Annotated in this window: 13 protein-coding genes; 8 read left to right on the top strand and 5 right to left on the bottom strand. The window is 48.3% G+C overall.

Features of this window, described 5'->3' with window-relative positions; genetic code table 11:
• Window positions 1-5: 5 nt before the first annotated feature.
• The 8 genes from larA to G589_RS0106880 all read left to right on the top strand — a co-directional run bounded on the left by larA (window position 6) and on the right by G589_RS0106880 (window position 10,118).
• A complete protein-coding gene (gene larA, locus G589_RS0106915) occupies window positions 6-1,286 on the top strand; it encodes a nickel-dependent lactate racemase (RefSeq protein WP_026521582.1) in 1,281 nt (426 codons plus the stop codon).
• A 127-nt stretch (window positions 1,287-1,413) separates the two neighbouring features.
• A complete protein-coding gene (gene clpB / locus G589_RS0106910; protein WP_026521581.1) occupies window positions 1,414-4,008 on the top strand; it encodes an ATP-dependent chaperone ClpB in 2,595 nt (864 codons plus the stop codon).
• Between the two features lie 116 nt (window positions 4,009-4,124).
• Complete coding sequence (locus G589_RS0106905; RefSeq protein ID WP_022768676.1) at window positions 4,125-4,373, top strand: DUF6171 family protein; 249 nt, start codon at window positions 4,125-4,127, stop codon at window positions 4,371-4,373.
• A 181-nt stretch (window positions 4,374-4,554) separates the two neighbouring features.
• Window positions 4,555-5,190 (top strand): endonuclease III domain-containing protein, encoded by a 636-nt coding sequence (locus G589_RS0106900; protein ID WP_026521580.1) that lies wholly within the window; start codon window positions 4,555-4,557, stop codon window positions 5,188-5,190.
• A gap of 141 nt (window positions 5,191-5,331) precedes the next feature.
• Window positions 5,332-7,287 (top strand): fructose-bisphosphatase class III, encoded by a 1,956-nt coding sequence (locus G589_RS0106895; protein WP_035775543.1) that lies wholly within the window; start codon window positions 5,332-5,334, stop codon window positions 7,285-7,287.
• A gap of 92 nt (window positions 7,288-7,379) precedes the next feature.
• Complete coding sequence (locus tag G589_RS0106890; protein ID WP_026521578.1) at window positions 7,380-7,592, top strand: hypothetical protein; 213 nt, start codon at window positions 7,380-7,382, stop codon at window positions 7,590-7,592.
• Window positions 7,593-7,791: 199 nt separating this feature from the next.
• Complete coding sequence (locus tag G589_RS0106885) at window positions 7,792-9,804, top strand: methyl-accepting chemotaxis protein (protein WP_026521577.1); 2,013 nt, start codon at window positions 7,792-7,794, stop codon at window positions 9,802-9,804.
• Between the two features lie 14 nt (window positions 9,805-9,818).
• Window positions 9,819-10,118 (top strand): hypothetical protein, encoded by a 300-nt coding sequence (locus G589_RS0106880; RefSeq protein ID WP_022768670.1) that lies wholly within the window; start codon window positions 9,819-9,821, stop codon window positions 10,116-10,118.
• Between the two features lie 63 nt (window positions 10,119-10,181).
• On the opposite strand, the gene G589_RS0106875 is transcribed toward G589_RS0106880, so the two are convergent.
• From G589_RS0106875 to G589_RS0106855, 5 genes are all read right to left on the bottom strand, one after another.
• Window positions 10,182-10,520 (bottom strand): L-rhamnose mutarotase, encoded by a 339-nt coding sequence (locus G589_RS0106875; protein WP_026521576.1) that lies wholly within the window; start codon window positions 10,518-10,520, stop codon window positions 10,182-10,184.
• A 107-nt stretch (window positions 10,521-10,627) separates the two neighbouring features.
• Complete coding sequence (locus tag G589_RS0106870) at window positions 10,628-12,190, bottom strand: glycoside hydrolase family 28 protein (protein ID WP_242826429.1); 1,563 nt, start codon at window positions 12,188-12,190, stop codon at window positions 10,628-10,630.
• Window positions 12,180-13,964 (bottom strand): GDSL-type esterase/lipase family protein, encoded by a 1,785-nt coding sequence (locus tag G589_RS0106865; RefSeq protein WP_026521574.1) that lies wholly within the window; start codon window positions 13,962-13,964, stop codon window positions 12,180-12,182. Before G589_RS0106865 ends, G589_RS0106870 begins: the two co-directional genes overlap by 11 nt.
• A 22-nt stretch (window positions 13,965-13,986) precedes the next feature.
• Entirely contained in the window at window positions 13,987-16,155 is a 2,169-nt protein-coding gene (gene gnpA, locus G589_RS0106860) for a 1,3-beta-galactosyl-N-acetylhexosamine phosphorylase (protein WP_196811856.1), read from the bottom strand.
• Window positions 16,156-16,173: 18 nt separating this feature from the next.
• Window positions 16,174-17,223, bottom strand: a complete 1,050-nt coding sequence (locus tag G589_RS0106855; protein ID WP_026521572.1) for a glycoside hydrolase family 88/105 protein — start codon at window positions 17,221-17,223, stop codon at window positions 16,174-16,176.
• Between the last annotated feature and the right edge of the window lie 166 nt (window positions 17,224-17,389).

Raw genomic sequence — 17,389 nt, 5'->3', positions numbered from 1 at the left:
AAGTTATGGATAAATCTGTTAGTTTGAAATACGGAACTGAAGTGGTGGATATTGAGATCAAGGGTGCGAAGTCCATTGAGTTTTTGAACCCGGATCCGATGCCTGAAATAGAGGATGTTAATGAGGCTTTCAGAGCATGCATTGAGGATGGAGCGATTGCTTCTGCTCCGCTACGTGAGAAGATTTCTGCCGGTGATGAGATTACGATTGTGGTTTCAGACATCACCAGGAGCTGGATGCACCAGGGAGATATAGTGACTCTTCTTGGGCATTATCTTCATGATACTTGTGCTGTTCCTTTTGAAAATATCTGCGTGCTAATCGCACTTGGTACTCACAGGAAATCTTCTGAACAAGAAAAAGAGATAATCGCAGGCTCCTATATGTATCGGAATGTTACGGTTGTTGATCACGACTGCGACGATGAATGTGTACTTGTCGGACAGACTTCAAGAGGCACAGATGTGCGCGTCAATCCTTTGGTTGTTGGCAGGAAAGTTATCGTGGTCGGAGGAACTGTTCATCACATGATGGCAGGCTTTGGCGGCGGAAGAAAGAACATCCTTCCGGGAGTTGCTTCAAGACAGACCATAAGGCAGAACCATCAGAGGGCGCTGGATCCCAAGCTTGCTCATTCAGACCCTAGGGTTGGATGCGCTCTTTTGGATAATAATCCTATCAACGAGGACATGAACGAAGCTGCGGCTCTGGTGGAAGTGACTTACGGAATCAATATCGTGGTTGCTACAAGTGGCAGGTACAGCGGACTCTTTGGCGGAGACCTGTACGAAGCGTGGAAGGAGAGCTGTCTTTTCCAAAAGAAGTGTTACGAGAAGTGGATCGACGAGGAAGCTGACATTGTCATCGTCAGCAGCGGCGGAGCGCCCAAGGACATGAACCTGTACCAGGGCTGCAAGGGCATGCTCAACGGAATGAGGGCCATGAAGGAAGGCGGACAGATGCTCTGGCTCTGCAAGTGCCCGGAAGGGTGCGGAGCTCCGGACTACACAGCATGGCTTGCGCCTCTTAAAGAAGGCAGACTCGATGAGGCTCTTCGTGCAGACTTCACCATCGGCGGATTTATCTTTTACCTGACTGTCGAGAACCTGAGGAAGGGTGAGTGCAGGATCCTCACCACTATTGACGGGGATACGACAGGGCCTATGGGGATGGAGGCTTATACGGATGCTGCGGAGTTTGTAAAGGGCGTTGATTTTACGGACAAGAAGGTTTATGTTATTCCTTATGGCGGATCTGTTGTGCCGATGGTTAAAGGGAAGGACTGACTGATGCCGAAAATATGGAAAAATATGATTAGCACTCTCTTGACGAGAGTGCTAATTTGTGTTATACAAAGAATAGAACAACAAACACAGAGCAGGAAATTTGTTTTGCCTGCGGAGAGGAGTGTTTATGAATATACAGAAGTTTACCCAGAAATCAATTGAAGCCGTGCAGAACTGTGAGAAGGTTGCGGTTGAGTACGGCAATCAGGAAATTGAACAGGAACACCTTCTATATTCTCTCATGACAATTGAGGATAGCTTAATTGCCAAGCTTGTAGAGCGTATGGGGGTCGACACAAGGTCTTTTATCATGAGGATAGAAGAGGCTATCGGCAAGAGAACCAAGGTATCCGGAGGCCAGCCGTATATCGGCGCAGATCTTAACAAGGCGCTGCTGTCCGCTGAGGATGAGGCCAAGGCGCTTGGAGATTCCTATGTTTCCGTTGAGCATCTGTTCATGGCGATCATCAAGAAGCCTAACAAGGCGGTAAAAGAGCTTTTGGCGCAGTTCGGAATTGACAGGAACAGATTCCTTCAGGTGCTGTCCGAGGTTCGTGGCAACAGAAACGTAACAACGGATAATCCGGAGGCTACCTATGATACTCTGAACAAATACGGAACAGAGCTGGTTGAGAAGGCCAGACGTCAGAAGCTTGATCCGGTAATTGGCAGAGATACTGAGATCCGTAATGTCATCAGGATTTTGTCCAGGAAGACTAAGAACAACCCTGTGCTCATCGGTGAGCCCGGTGTTGGTAAGACTGCGGTTGTAGAAGCACTTGCTCAGAGAATAGCCAGTGGCGATGTTCCGACAGCGCTCAAGGACAAAAAGATCTTTTCCCTTGATATGGGCGCTCTGGTGGCAGGAGCTAAGTACAGGGGCGAGTTTGAGGAGAGGCTCAAGGCTGTCCTTGAGGATGTAAAACAGTCGGATGGTGAGATCATTCTTTTCATAGATGAGCTGCATTTGATCGTTGGCGCAGGTAAGACCGACGGCGCAATGGATGCGGGCAACATGCTTAAGCCTATGCTGGCAAGGGGCGAGCTCCACTGTATCGGTGCAACGACGCTGAACGAGTACAGGCAGTACATCGAGAAGGATGCGGCCCTTGAGAGACGTTTCCAGCCGGTTATGGTGGATGAGCCTACCGTTGAGGATACCATCAGTATTTTGAGGGGCCTTAAGGAGAGGTACGAGGTCTTTCACGGAGTTAAGATCATGGACTCTGCTCTGGTGAGCGCTGCGGTTCTTTCGAATAGATATATTTCGGACAGGTTCCTTCCGGATAAGGCTATAGACCTGGTGGATGAGGCGTGTGCGCTTATCAAGACCGAGATGGATTCAATGCCTGCGGAGCTTGATGAGATGAACCGTAAGATCATGCAGATGCAGATCGAGGAGGCGGCTCTTAAGAAGGAGGATGATTCCTTAAGCATTGAGCGCCTTAAGAATTTGCAGAAAGAGCTTTCGGAGCTGCGTGAGGAGTTCGACACCAGGAAGGCTCAGTGGGACAATGAGAAGCAGGCGGTTGATAAGCTTGCTGCAATGCGTGAGCAGATAGATACCATCAATTCAGAGATTGCCATTGCCCAGAGAAACGGCGATTATGAGAAGGCCGGAGAGCTTCAGTATGCTAAGCTCCCTGCTCTTAAGAAGCAGTTGGAGGAGGCTGAGGAGGCAGCTAAGGCCGGCGAGAATGAGACTTCGCTTGTGCATGAGAGAGTTTCCGATGAGGAAATCGCAGGTATCATCAGCAGATGGACAGGCATTCCTGTAAATAAACTGACTGAGAGTGAGAGGAACAAGACTCTGCATCTGGCAGATGAACTTCATCATCGTGTCATCGGTCAGGATGATGCTGTAACCAAGGTTTCTGAGGCAATCATGAGATCTAAGGCAGGCATCAAGGACCCAAGTAAGCCAATTGGTTCATTCCTGTTCCTGGGACCTACAGGTGTAGGTAAGACAGAGCTTGCCAAGTCGCTGGCACAGGCGCTCTTTGATGATGAGAACAACATGGTCAGAATTGATATGAGTGAGTACATGGAGAAGTTCTCCGTGTCCAGACTCATCGGAGCACCTCCCGGATATGTCGGATATGAAGAAGGTGGCCAGCTGACAGAGGCTGTAAGGCGTAAACCTTATGCGGTAGTTCTTTTTGATGAGATCGAGAAGGCTCACCCGGATGTCTTTAACGTGCTACTTCAGATATTGGATGACGGACGTGTTACAGATTCTCAGGGCAGGACTGTGGACTTCAAGAATACGATCCTTATCATGACTTCCAACATCGGCGCCCAGTACCTGCTGGACGGAATCAGGGACGACGGAACCATCAGCGAGGATGCTGAGAACATGACCATGGAAGATCTGCGCGGACACTTCAGACCTGAGTTCCTCAACAGACTTGATGAGATAATCATGTTCAAGCCTCTGACCAAGGACAACATCGGAAATATTGTTGGCCTCATCGTTGATGACCTCAACAAGAGACTTGCCGACAGAGAGATCAGCGTTCGACTGACTCCAGCTGCAAGGCAGTTCGTCATCGACAACGCTTACGACCCGATCTACGGCGCAAGACCTCTTAAGAGATTTGTGCAGAAATATGTTGAGACGCTTTCAGCTAAGCTGATCCTTGAAGACAGGGTAGCACCTCATGATATAATTGAGTTTGACGTACAGGGCGGTGAACTTGTCGCAAGCGCAGTGAAGGGATGAGACACCGGGTGAGACACCGGGGACGTTTCACTTTGACTCATTTTGAGTCAATGGGGACGGTTCTCTTTGACTCCTCGCCGGTAAACGGCTCTGCGAATAGAAAGGAATTGCAATTTATGGATAACAGCTGCAAGAGATGCCTGTTGCGCGACATGGCGGGCAATGAGGACATCAAATCACAGCTAGAGAAGACAAGAAGTCTGATGTCAGATGACGAGAAGGCTTCAGATGAGAAATATGAAAAGAGGTTGTCGCAGTGCAAGAGCTGCGACAACCTTCTTGACGCTACCTGCCTTAAGTGTGGGTGCTATGTTGAGATAAGGGCACTGGCTGACGGCGCCAGGTGCCCGGCCAAGAAGTGGTAAGCTGTTAGGGAGTCAACGGGGACGGTTCTGTTTGACTCCCTTTTTTTATGAAAGTCATGCCTGGCGCATTTTTTCCCAAAAGCATGACTTGAGTAGTATGCAAAATGGTCCCTAGCCCCCGTCCCTAGGGCTCAAAAAATGAGCCATTGACTCCGTCCCCGGGGTTCATTATCATTAAGCTATGACTAAGAAGAAGCTTGCTCTTGAGGTGATCGAGAGACTAAAAAAAGAATATCCGGATTCCAATTGCACACTGGCGTATGATAAGGCGTGGCAGCTGCTGGTGAGCGTAAGACTTGCAGCACAGTGCACGGACAAGAGAGTGGATATGATAACCCCGCTCCTGTACGAGAAGTTCCCGAGCATTGAGGCTTTGGCCAAGGCGCCGGTGGAAGAGATCGAAGAAATCGTAAGGCCCTGTGGTCTTGGTAATTCCAAGGCAAGGGATATTTCCGCATGCATGAAGATGCTGCATGAAACCTATAACGACAAGGTTCCGGATACCATGGAAGAGCTTCTTAAGCTCCCGGGAGTTGGCAGGAAGAGTGCAAATCTGGTTCTCGGCGATGTCTATGGCAAGCCTGCTATCGTCACCGATACACACTGCATCAGGCTCTGCAATCTTATAGGACTTGTGGACAATATCAAGGAACCTGCCAAGGTGGAAAAAGAGCTGTGGAAGATCATTCCGCCTGAAGAAGGCAACGGCCTATGCCATCGCTTCGTCGATCATGGCAGAGCAGTGTGCGTCGCCCGCCGCCCGAACTGTGCAGAGTGCTGCCTCAAGGACATCTGCAAGACCGGCAAGAAGGCATGAAGATCCCGACAAAAAGATAACGAGAAAACTTGACCAGACTCAAAGACCAGTAAACGTTTTCGAATAGATAATTGAGATACAATATCGCGCAAAGGGCGAGCTATCGCCCATCACAATATCAAATCGTCAACGGGGGATATTATGAAGAATATCGAGTATCTGCGTCTACTTAGCAAGGAGTTTCCCAATTCCAGGAAGGCTGCAGCGGAGATCATCAATCTTCGCGCTATCTGTGCGCTTCCCAAGGGAACCGAGTATTTCTTTTCCGATATACACGGAGAGTACGAAGCCTTCTCACACCTGCTTCGAAGCTCCTCCGGTATCATAAGAGCCAAGATCGAAGAGACCTTTGGCAATCAGATGACTGAGGCCGAGCAGCTTCAGCTCGCAAATCTAATCTATTATCCCAGAGAAGTAATCGATGAAATAAGACATGACGAGAACTACACCCAGAAGGACCTCCAGGAGCATCAGAAGATAACCATAAACAGGCTTATCTCTATTTGCCGTGTTGTCAGCTCCAAGTACACAAGGTCCAAGGTCCGCAAGAAGATGCCCGCCGACTACGCCTACGCCATCGACGAGCTTCTTCACCTTGACATGAACGACTTCAACAAGAAGCTCTATTACAGCGAGATCATAAACGGTATCATCGAGATCGATTTTGCGGACGAGTTCATCATTGCCCTCTGCGAGCTGATCCAGAACCTGACCATCGACTCCCTTCACATCATCGGAGACATCTTTGACAGAGGAGCAAGGCCCGATCTTGTTATGGAAGAGCTCATGAACTTCCACGATGTTGACATCCAGTGGGGCAACCACGACATTGACTGGATGGGCGCAGCCTGCGGAAATACGGCCTGCATCGCCAACGTGCTCAGGATAGGAACCAGCTACAACACCTTCGATGCGCTTGAAGACGGGTACGGCATCAACCTTCGTCCCCTCTCCATGTTTGCTGCGGAAGTCTACGGCGATGATCCCTGTGAGTGCTTCAAGACCCACATCCTTGACGAGAACAAGTACGATGCGGTAAATCCCAAGCTCGCCGCCAAGATGTGCAAGGCCATCAGCATTATCCAGCTCAAACTCGAAGGCCAGCTCATCAAAAAACACCCCGAGTACGGCCTTGAATCCAGGCTCCTTTTGGACAAGATAGATTACGACAAGGGCGAAGTCACCATCGGGGAAAAGACCTATAAGCTCAACGATGCAAACTTCCCAACCATAGACCCGAAGGACCCTTACAAGCTCACCGAGGCAGAAGAGACCCTCATCAGGACCCTGAGATTTTCCTTCATGCACTCGCAGCTTCTTATCAAGCACGTGCAGTTTTTGTATTCCCACGGCGGAATGTACAGGATCGTCAACGAGAACCTTCTCTATCACGGCTGCATTCCCATGGACGAGAGCGGAAACTTTGTGCCCATGACCACTTCCGACGGAAGCTTTATGGGAAAAGAGCTTATGGACTACATCAACAAAAAGGCCCACGATGCGTTCTTCCTCGATAGCAGGGATTATCCGAAGGAGAAGCAGGATGCAGTGGACCTCATGTGGTATCTCTGGTGCGGCCCATATTCACCTCTTTTCGGAAAAGACAAGATCACAACCTTTGAGCGCATGTTCCTTAAGCAGGAAAAAGAGCTCACCAAGGAGAACTTCAACCCCTATTACAAGTTCTCGGGCATGGAGCCTTACGCAGACAAGATCCTCAAGGAGTTCGGCCTTGACCCTGAATGGGCGCACATCATAAACGGCCATGTTCCGGTCAAGACCGCCAAGGGCGAGAGCCCCGTTAAGGCCGGTGGTAAGCTCTATATCATAGACGGTGGAATCTCCAAAGCCTACCATGAGCAGACCGGAATTGCAGGCTACACGCTGATCTTCAATTCCCACCATCTGGCGCTTGCCCAGCACAAACCTTTTGTTAAGGGAAAAGAGAATACGCCTACCATCCAGATCACTGAGAAGACCAAGAAGAGGATCCTGGTGCAGGATACCGATATAGGAAAGGGGCTTCAGAAACAGATCGATGATCTTAAAGATCTTTTAAAGGCGTTTGAGAGCGGTCTTATAAGGGAGAAGAATTAGAGTTAATAGACTGTTTATAAAAATGTTATTTGACGATATATATAGTGACTAAGTAAAATGTCTGTAGGTAAGATTCGAAAGGAAATCAGAAGATGGATGCAAATGGATTAAGCCCTGAACAGCAGGCGCTCCTTGCCAGCATTATGGGAAAGTCTTCACAGGCCGGTGGCGGTGGTGGTTTCAGCCCGGCTTCCGTTCCTACGCCAGCAGCTTCTGCACCTGCAGTTGCTCCTTCCCCTGCGGATTCAGGCAAGATGCTATCTCAGGCAGAGATTGATGCTCTGATCGCATCGATGGGAAATTGAATATTTAAAAAGACAGTCCCTCGTCAATATCGGCGAGGGATTTTTTTGTGCGTGTGTTAACGATAGGCTGTTTATTAAATTATTGTAAAAACGAACAAAACTCATATATATGCATTATAATGTATCTTGAGAGGGCATAACTATGCCCCGACCTAAAACTATTAAATTAGCAATTAATTTAAAGAAAGGTAAATTTCATATGGAGAATAAGGTCAAGAAGGCAAGAAAGAGCGTCAGTGGGAAGCTATTAAAGATCGTTATCCCGATGATCGCAATTTCAATCATTGTGATCATGCTTATCGTAGCAACCCAGGCAAGGAGCATCATTGTCGAGCTTGCAGAGAACAACCTTGAAAAAGAGTCCGAGTATTACACAGAGAAGATCGGACGTGAGATAACCAATATCGTTGAGTATCTTGATGCATCGGCAGAAGCCCTTGGCGCAGTGTCATTCCCCAATGACCATGCCATGGCGAGTTTCCTTATCCCAACACTTTCAAAGTCTGAGTACATGCCAAACGGTATGTATCTTGCAACGGCTACAGGAGACTGGATCGATCCTTCAGGATGGGTTCCGGATCCCGACTACGTACCCCAGGAGAGAAGCTGGTACATCGAGGGACTTGAGCACAAGACCTTCCTTCCCGGCGAACCCTATGTGGACTCAGACACCGGCAGCACCGTAGTGTCTTTTACCAGATCGGTTAAAATCGCAGATGCCAGATCAGGTGTGGCTGCAGCGGATTATACCCTGGACGGTATCGTTGAGGAAATCAGTGCTATCAAGCCAGTTAAGACCGGCGGAGCAATGCTTCTTTATAATGACACCATTCTTTCGTATTTTGATGCAAGCTTTAACGGAACCAGCGTCAGTGCACATCCCGAGGCTCTGTTCCTTCAGAATGCATATCAGCTTGCACAGAGCGGATCGACAGAAGTAACTGAGCTCAAGAATGAACACGGCGATACTTATTATGTTCGCGCCAGCGTGATCCCCGGAACTGACTGGACCCTTATCTGTTCTGTATCTAAGAACGACGTATTAGCAGGTCTTAACAGATTCCAGATCATATGCTATGGCCTCATGATCCTCATGGTCATCGCTATTTCTGTAGTTCTTTATATGCTGATCAGAAACATCGTATCAAAGCCTGTTGGTGCCCTGACTGAGAATATCACAAGGATCACTGACGGCGACTTCACAGTGGAGATTCCTGAGGGCGGCGATGACGAGATCGGCCTTATGAATAACAACATGAGAGAGTTCGTAAGCCACATGAGAGGAACTCTCGGAAATATCAAGGACGAGACAGACAGACTGGCAATCGAAGCTGAGAACAGTAAGGATGCATCAGGCAAGCTTAACATTCAGGCTAATGAGCAGTCCACTAACATGGGACAGATCAGGGATGCCATGAACGGAATGGCAAGCGCAGTTGCAGAGCTTGCAGAGAACGCCACAGAGCTTGCTAACGAAGTTGCAGACCTCACCGAGCAGGGCAATGCAGCCAGCGAGACCGTTAACAACCTGGTCGTTAAGGCAAAAGACGGACAGCGCGACATGGAAGCTGTACAGAGAGGCATGGAGAAGATTTCATCATCCATGGGCGATATGAACAGCGACGTTCAGGCTGTTGGCGAGTCTGCTCAGAAGATCAACTCCATCATCGAGATTATCAACTCCATTGCATCCCAGACAAACCTCCTTTCACTGAATGCTTCAATTGAGGCAGCAAGAGCAGGAGAGGCAGGTAAGGGCTTTGCGGTAGTTGCTCAGGAGATTGGACAGCTGGCAGCTAACTCCGCAGAATCAACCACAGAGATCGGCAAGATCATAGCTGAGATCACTCAGCAGATAAAAGAACTTTCGGAGAAATCCCAGGCTAACATGGATGAGATCACAGCAAGTTCAGAAGCTGTACAGACTGCAGGAAAGACCTTTGAAGAGATCTTCTCAAGTCTTGATGAGACCAGCGATACATTCAGAGAGATGATCGACAAGATAGGCAATGTAGACACAATTGCAACATCCGTTGCAGCTATTTCCGAGGAGCAGTCAGCAAGTACACAGGAAGTTACAGCAACAACCGACAATCTCGCAGTCAGCGCTCAGCAGGTTGCAGACGAGAGCCAGGGTGTTGATGACAGTGCAACAACAGTTTCAAGTGCAGCAGCAACTATTGAGGACTTTGTAAGAGACTTTAAGATTTAAAGAAGGAGGAAATTATGTATATTTCGATGCAATGCTCAGATAACAGTGGAATGCTGAATACGGAGATATGTACCTTCTATGGTATAAGATACGTTCCAAGATTCAGATCGGCCGTAATCTCTACAGAGCATCTGAATCATGAATACGTAATTCCGATGACTCCACAGGATTATGAGGTGGCGGTTAAGCAGATACATGCAGCCATGAAGGCACATGCTACCATGATCTCGATTGACAGTGGAATGGTTTGTCGCGGCCGTAAAGGCGAGATCAGAAATGTGGAGCCACAAAAGCTTACAATTTCTGCTGTATAAATTCATAAGACAAAATAAAACCGTCACTTTTCTCTGAATAAAAAGTGACGGTTTTGCTTTTGTTTAGTCCAGGCGAAAGACCTGTTTCATCTGCTTCTGGGCTCCTGTCTTTTCGTCCTTTTCCAGGATCAAAATACCCTTCATGCTTTCATCCCATCTGTCTACAACTTCGCTCTCTGCTTGGTATCTGCCGGCATATTCTATGCCCTTTTCACACTCGTAATATCCGAATACCTCAGCGTCAAACTCTGCATCATCAAGCTCGTACATGTAGATGCTGTAGTTGCAGATTCCTGCGGCCTTTAAGACTTCTACCATCTCAGGCCAGATCTCATCATGTCTTTTGATGTACTCGTCTTTCTTACCCTTTAAAACCATACCTTTCCATGCATATCTTTCCATACTCACACCTCCTTATAGTTGTTACGTTTTGGGAGTCAGTGGGGACGGTTCTCTTTGACTCCCTTTTGTTTGGGTATTTCATTCCTCTTGATTATCGAAAAAGGGAGTCAAAGAGAACCGTCCCCACTGACTCCCATACCACTTCGTGGACACTTGGTTATGTTTTCAAAAACAGGGTCGATCGCATACTCCACATGAATATCCTCAACGCCCTCTGCCGGCTCTTCAATCTCGATATCCTTAAAGCTTATATCTCTAAGCTCGTGCCCGGGCTCATCAAAGCCGCAAAGCTCGATGGAAGGGCAGTCGTGCCACTCATTTTTGCCGGCGTTGTTATCAAGAAATCTTCCAAGAAGATGCATTCTCTCAAAGTGACAGTCCTCGATAACGGGAGTGGTCTTTGCGCCTTCGCCGTCGTCGTTGAAGGTCACGGAATGGATCATTACGTGGGAAGCTGCAATGTCCCTTACGGATACGCCCTTAACGTAGCCTCCGCGCTTTTTGGTTGACTTGATCTCAATGCCTGACCAGGTGGGCCTCATGTCGCAGTCCCATAAAAAGACATTTTCCACGCCGCCGCTCATCTCGCTTCCGACGCAGAGTCCGTGACCGATGTGGCAGATGCAGTCAAAGACTCTGATGTTCTTGGTCGGTCTGCCGATGACATTGCCCTCAGGATTCTTGCCTGATTTGATGGCAACGGAGTCATCCTCGGTGTAGAAGTCGCAGGCGTAGATCGTCGAATTGGTCGATGAATCGGGATCCCAGCCGTCGCCGTTCCACACGCCCTGAGACTTAATGGTGCAGTGGTCCGTCACAACCTGATCAGAGTAAACAAAGTGCAGATTCCAGGACGGAGAAAAGCCCAACGTCAGATTTGTGATCCAGATATTTCTGCAGTTGCTCATATTGATTAGCCTGCCCCTGACTCTGTGGGAGATGGTCTCGGGCTTCTCGTATTCTTTTATCTTATCGCCAAGGGAAGCGATGTATTCCTTGAGATCCTCGGCCTCAATCTTGGCGCAGGCTTTCGCAAGAAGCCAGCCGCCGCCCATGATGCTTCCGCCGCCACGGATCACAACGTTTTCGCAGTTATAGTAGGCGTCGTGATCGAGCTGACCGAGGTTTAAAAGACTTCTGTAGCAGAGCCTCTCATAGCCCTCAAACCTGCTCTTTATCTTGGGCAGATAGTCGGAAGGACTCTCTGTTCCCTGAAGTGTTGCACCCTTATCAACGAAGAGCTCCGTGTTTGAGTGCATATCCAGAGCGCCTGTAAGGTAGGTTCCTGCAGGCACATAGACGTAAGAATTCTCATCGCAGTCATCAAGAGCCTTCTGCAGTGCTGCTGTATTTAAGGTCTTGCCGTCGCCGACTGCATTGTAAGGCGCCGAAGTAACATCGATCATTTTTTTAAGACGAGAGGTCCTGACCGTGATCTTTCCAAGGGAGCGGGAATCCCCATCGGGAGAGCGCATGATGACCTCCGCCTCTATGTCTTTTTCAGGCAAAAGACCTTTAAGAGTAAAGTGGGTTTTATCTGTATCTCCGACCGGTTCGCCGTCTGCAATCACGCTGTATGAATACTCTTTTGTAGCATCCTCGGGAAGATCCCAGAAAACTTCTGCTTCACTTGCTGTGGCTCTAAAGTCCATCAAAAATTCATGCTTCAAAGTTGATACTCCTTGTCTTTATGTCTTCTTCCAGATCAATGAATCTGGCAAGAGCTGTATATACTTCCCCTCGGGAAATCCATTTTCCGGGGGCTGCTTCTTTTCTTTCGTCAATGCCAAGCTCCATGGCCCTTCTTACGCATTCATCAAGCGGGATATCTCTTTTGTCCTTATCACTTTCATAGAACCTCATAAGGAAGCTATCTAGTTCCTCGTAAGTCAGAGATTCGTCAGGTCTGAAAAAGAGCTTGTCGCCTTCACTCTTAGTAGTTGCAGGATCTATCAGATTCTCGGATATCAAAGTCTCAACATATCCGCTGTCCCACTCATCAATCTTAAGGTCAGAGTACTTGCCTCTGTAAGGTCTTGTTCCTGCGATGCGAAGTGCCTTGAACAGCACCATGAGAAGCTGAGCCCTTGGCATTGGTGCATCCGGATGAAGGAACATGACGCAAGGGTCTAGCAGACAGTATCTGAAGGCTTTTTCAAGGCCTGCCTTATCTTCAAATCCTGCGATATCAAGGTAGGGCAGGGGTATTGAGAAGATATCAGGTTCAGGCTCCTGCGCGGGAATAACCTTTACGTCTGACTCAGGACTCCAGAAACTGAAGGTAAGTCCATTGTCGCACCTGCCCGGGAGAGTGTCTTTTCCCTTATCCAGGGAGCGCAGAGTTTTCATGAAGATATCGGCTATCATCACGCTGCCGTACTCGTTGGTGTGGGTCACGTCACCGGGCATGAAGAAGTCTTTTGCGTTATCTCCAAACTCAAGCCACTTCTCAAAGGTCTGGCCGTGAAGATCTATGAAGGGCACATCAAGCTCTTTTGCCACAGACTCTGTAGCCTTGGCGTGGTCTGCAAGCAGCGAGTAGTGTCTGTCCATGTTTAGAGCATTGGCATCCTCTTCCGAAAGTTCGAGAGGAACACGACTGATGGGAGAGCACAGGATTGCTTCTGCTCCGGCCTGCCTTGTCTCCTTGACGTATCTTCTCAGGTTATCCGCATATCCGCCGAAGGCCGCGAGGTTCCTGCGCTTCTGGTCGTTGTGACCAAACTGCATTATCAGGCAGTCGCCGGGCTTTATCATCTCTCTTATTATGTCGTAATGGCCATCGTCCCTGAAGCAGTTCGAAGTAAGCCCTGAATGTGACATGTTGCAGACTGCAGCGCCTTCGATGAAGCGAGGCAGTGTCTGTGCCCATCCGGAGAAGCTTCCGAAGGGGAAGTAAGGAATTCCTGCATTCTGATCAGTCACTGTTGAATCGCCGCCGATCCAGATAACGGGGACTTTCTCCTCTGTAATGGTAACCTCCAACACTGCATTTTCCTGCGAAACGTCGCTACCTGTGTAGCTTATGAAGATGTCCTTATCGTTGCACCTTGTTGCGGAAAGTGCAGGAATGAAGGGCGTAACGGCGGTGTGATAGGTCTTTTCATAGGTGCTGCCACAGGGCACGGTCACGTCTCTTGCTATCATGGCCCTTCTTGAGGAAAAGAGTGTAAGGTGCTCGATACTCTTGTTCAGAGCGCTTATTCTGACGCTGACCCTGTAGGTTCCAAAGGAAGGAACCGTCACTTTTACGATCTGAACCTTACGGCCTTCATCAGAGACTTCTTCATAGAAGTGTCTTGTGTTCCAGCCACCGCTCTTTAGTGACTGCTCATGGGCAGTACCCGATGAAGTAACTGCCATTTCCGGTGTAAAAAAGCCATAGCCTCTCCCTTGCGAGTAGAGGCTATCGTTATTTTGAAGTTTGAAGTTTATTGAAAACATGGTCGTTCCCCATTTGTTAATATCAAAGGTCGTAGATTGCCGTGGCAAGCGGAGCAATGTCTTTTGCCTTAAATTCACCGCTGTCTGTGACGATGGTTGCTGACTGCTTGCTCTCTGAGTTGTTGATGACAATGAGTTTCTTGCTGCTCTCAAAGAATGCGCACTCAACCATTGGATTGTCGGTGACATACTTGTGATCAAAGGAAAGTCCGCAAGCATACAGCAGAATGTTGAGAAGAAGCCTGTAGTTCTCGGGCGCGTTCTCAAAGGTTGAGAGGTAGATTCCTTTTCCTCTTCCGAAGTCATTTACTGTAAGCAGAGGGTAACCGTCTTTGGACCTGATAACTTTTGCTGCGCCGTCGGTAAGGTGAACCTTGCCGCGAAGAGGGATGTGGCTACCCTCAGGAATAATGCCTTCTGAGTTGTCATCCACAAAGGCCCATTTGCCCATGCAGGACTTGTAGTCGCTGTCTCTGTTTACACCAAGGACGCCTGACATTCTGAATCTGAAATCCTTCTCGCCTGTTGATGATGGCTCGTTGACGCCGATAAAGCATCCGCCTGCGCTAACCCATTCGGTGAGGACTTCTTCCACAACCGGGTCGTTCCAGCTCTCTGCGCCGCACCATGCTGTTCCTGCAGAACCTGCGTTGATGATGACGTTGATATCTGTAAGATCCATGCTCTTTAGGTCGTCGAAATCGATGTATGTAACAACAACGGGAAGACCGGAGAGGGTCTCGTTTATGTGGATCAGGTCATGCATGTAGGTTTCGTGGAAATGGCCTGATAAAGTCCAGCTACGAAGTTTTCCCCAGGAGTGAAGTACTGCGACCTTGATCGGGAGGACGTAAGGTGCGCCTTCTTCATGAAGCGCTTTTATCTGTCTGAACTCATCTGAGATTGTTGCGATATATTCTACAAAGTCCGGGAAATCCTGCACCAGGTGAAGGTATCCGCCAAGACCTATTCTGTCTATTTTGGCACGAAGAAGAGCACGACGGGCGCTTCTCCAGTAAAGAGCTGCATCCCTGGCCGGATCGCCGCCCTTTGAGAATGTCGGAAGTCCGCCAAGTCCCACAGGGAACAGGTAAGGGTGAAGCCTTATCTCGTGAACCGGCACATCAACTCCTGCGCAGAGTCTTACCTCATAGCCGGAGAAGATGCACTTGATGAGTCCGTCAAAGCCAAACTCCTTAAAGCGCTTACCGTATGGCTCAATTCCAACCCAGCTGTCATCGTAAAAGACATATGCCTTTTTGCCAAAGCTGTGAACGATGTCCACAAGCTCTTTTCCGAAAGAGACAACAAACTGATTTACAAAGTTCATGTAGTCTCTCTGTGTCTTGACAGGCGGAAGGTGCGTTGGGTGAAGGAGTCCGGTGTTTATGAAATCCTCGGCTGTGAGCTTATATCCGTAGCTCTCCGCAAAGTCATCCAGCATCTTGGGACTTACGGTGAAGTCGTAGGAACCCCAGTCAGTGAAAAGATTGCGGTTTCTTGGGCTGCTTCCCCACATCCATACGAAGTTGTAGAACATGGATGTAAAACGTACAACTGTTGTGGCCGGATGCTCCTTGCACCAGTTTGTAAGCCAGTCCTTCAGGTACTCTCTGGTCTGGGGATATACAGGATCGATCTGCATCAGATGCTCCTTGTCCCAGTTGTTGGTCACATGGTTGTACATGGAAATCTCTTCCCAGATCCTGTAAGCTAAAAAGCTCACGGTATATTTGTGCCAGGGAATGATGTTGTTGACTATGACATTCTGAGCCTCTTTCTCATAGGTCCAGAAATTTCTGTTGACTTCCCTTCCTGTGGTGCGGTCGTAGACCTGCCAATATTTCATTGAGTCAGCGCTGTCATTGATCTTAAACTGCTGATCAAAGAAATCGTCCATCAGGTGAAAGGTTAAAATGGAATCCTCCGCAACCTTGGGAGCTGTTGTGAGGAAGGTCTGCTGGAGCTTGTCCGGGTTCTTCCTCGCCCATTCATTGTGATCCCTGATTATGCAGATAGTGGAGTAGATCCCGTATCCTGAATTTGTAATCTCATCTGAAAGAACAGTGCCATCACTGTCCCTGATAACATCTGCGCCCCATTTTTTAGCCAAATCAAGGGTAAGCTCTTCATAACCCGCTTCCCCGGGCAGAGTGAAGCCCCCTTGTGTGTGCTTTACGATGTTGTCCATTTTGTTCCCCCTAGATAATTAAAGTGCTCCGTCGCTTCTGATCTTGTCGTAGTTTAAGATGCCTGCGAAATATGCAAGAGCCAGACCCTGTCCCCAACCCTGGATCCAGTCTCTGGAAATACCACGGTATCCGTCTCTGTCCTTCATGACAGCTGTGCCACCGGAGACGTTTAAAACTCTTCCGTCAGGTGATACGTTCTTAAGGATGCCCTTGGTTGATTTGTTGATGTATTTGATGTGAAGAGGATTGCCCTTGTTTATCATGGCAGCAGCAATTCCGCAGCTGGCTGATATCTCTTCATAGGACTCCTCATCGTCAAGGATGGTTCTGTAAAGACCGTCCTCAGTCTGCAGCAGCTTGATGCTTGCAAGCTGTTCGTTAAGTGAGCCTACAATATCAAGGAACTTAGGGTATAAGTAGCACTCCGGAAGAATGCGACCAACCTCAGACATTGTGTAGGCTGCCCAGGCATTGGCTCTTCCCCAGAAGAACCCTGACATGTGGTCTTTGGTGATGTTGTTGTAACCGTGGTAGAAAAGACCTGTCGCCGGATCCTGAAGATATTTGATGTGCCAGTAGTACTGGTTTAGAGCATCGTCAATTAGTTTTTCATCTTTTAAAAGGACTCCTGCTCTAAGCAGGAAAAACGCTGCCATAAAAAGCGTGTCAGCCCAGCACTGCTCCGGGAAATCGTTGTTTACCGAGACTGTGTGCTGAAGGACATTGTCGCCAAATCTAAGGGCGTCATTCTCGAGATAGTCGATCTTGCTCTTTGCGATATCCAGGTATTTCTCATCGCCCGAGTACTCATAAAGTGACAAAAGAGCATGTCCCATGGCGCAGGTATTTACTGTAAAAGATGGAACGCCGAGCTCAATATACTCATCGATCCTGTCCTTTAGAGCAAGGATGTATTCCTCTTTTCCTGTGGCCTTAAAAGCCTCGCAAACGCCGTAATAAGCCACTCCTCCGGGCCAGTCCCAGGTGAGATCCATTCTCATGGTGCGCTTTACAATAGCGTCGATCGTGCTTTCTATTTCTTTTTTGTCATATATAAGATTGCCCATAATTTCGCCCCTTTATGGTTATTTTACAAAAAGTATATTTTCATATGGTCGAAAAATCTCTCCATATACTAACAAAAACTTTGCAATTTCAACTATTTGAGGTTAGAATTTCTATTAGGCGTGTTTTTTGCCAAATGGAACTGTATATTTATTAAATTAAGGAAAA

Source organism: Butyrivibrio sp. VCB2001 (genome assembly GCF_000423965.1).
In the GTDB taxonomy this organism is placed as follows: Bacteria; Bacillota; Clostridia; order Lachnospirales; family Lachnospiraceae; genus Butyrivibrio.
Note: the sequence above shows the minus strand (reverse complement) of the source record. Positions and strands in the feature narration are given on the sequence as shown.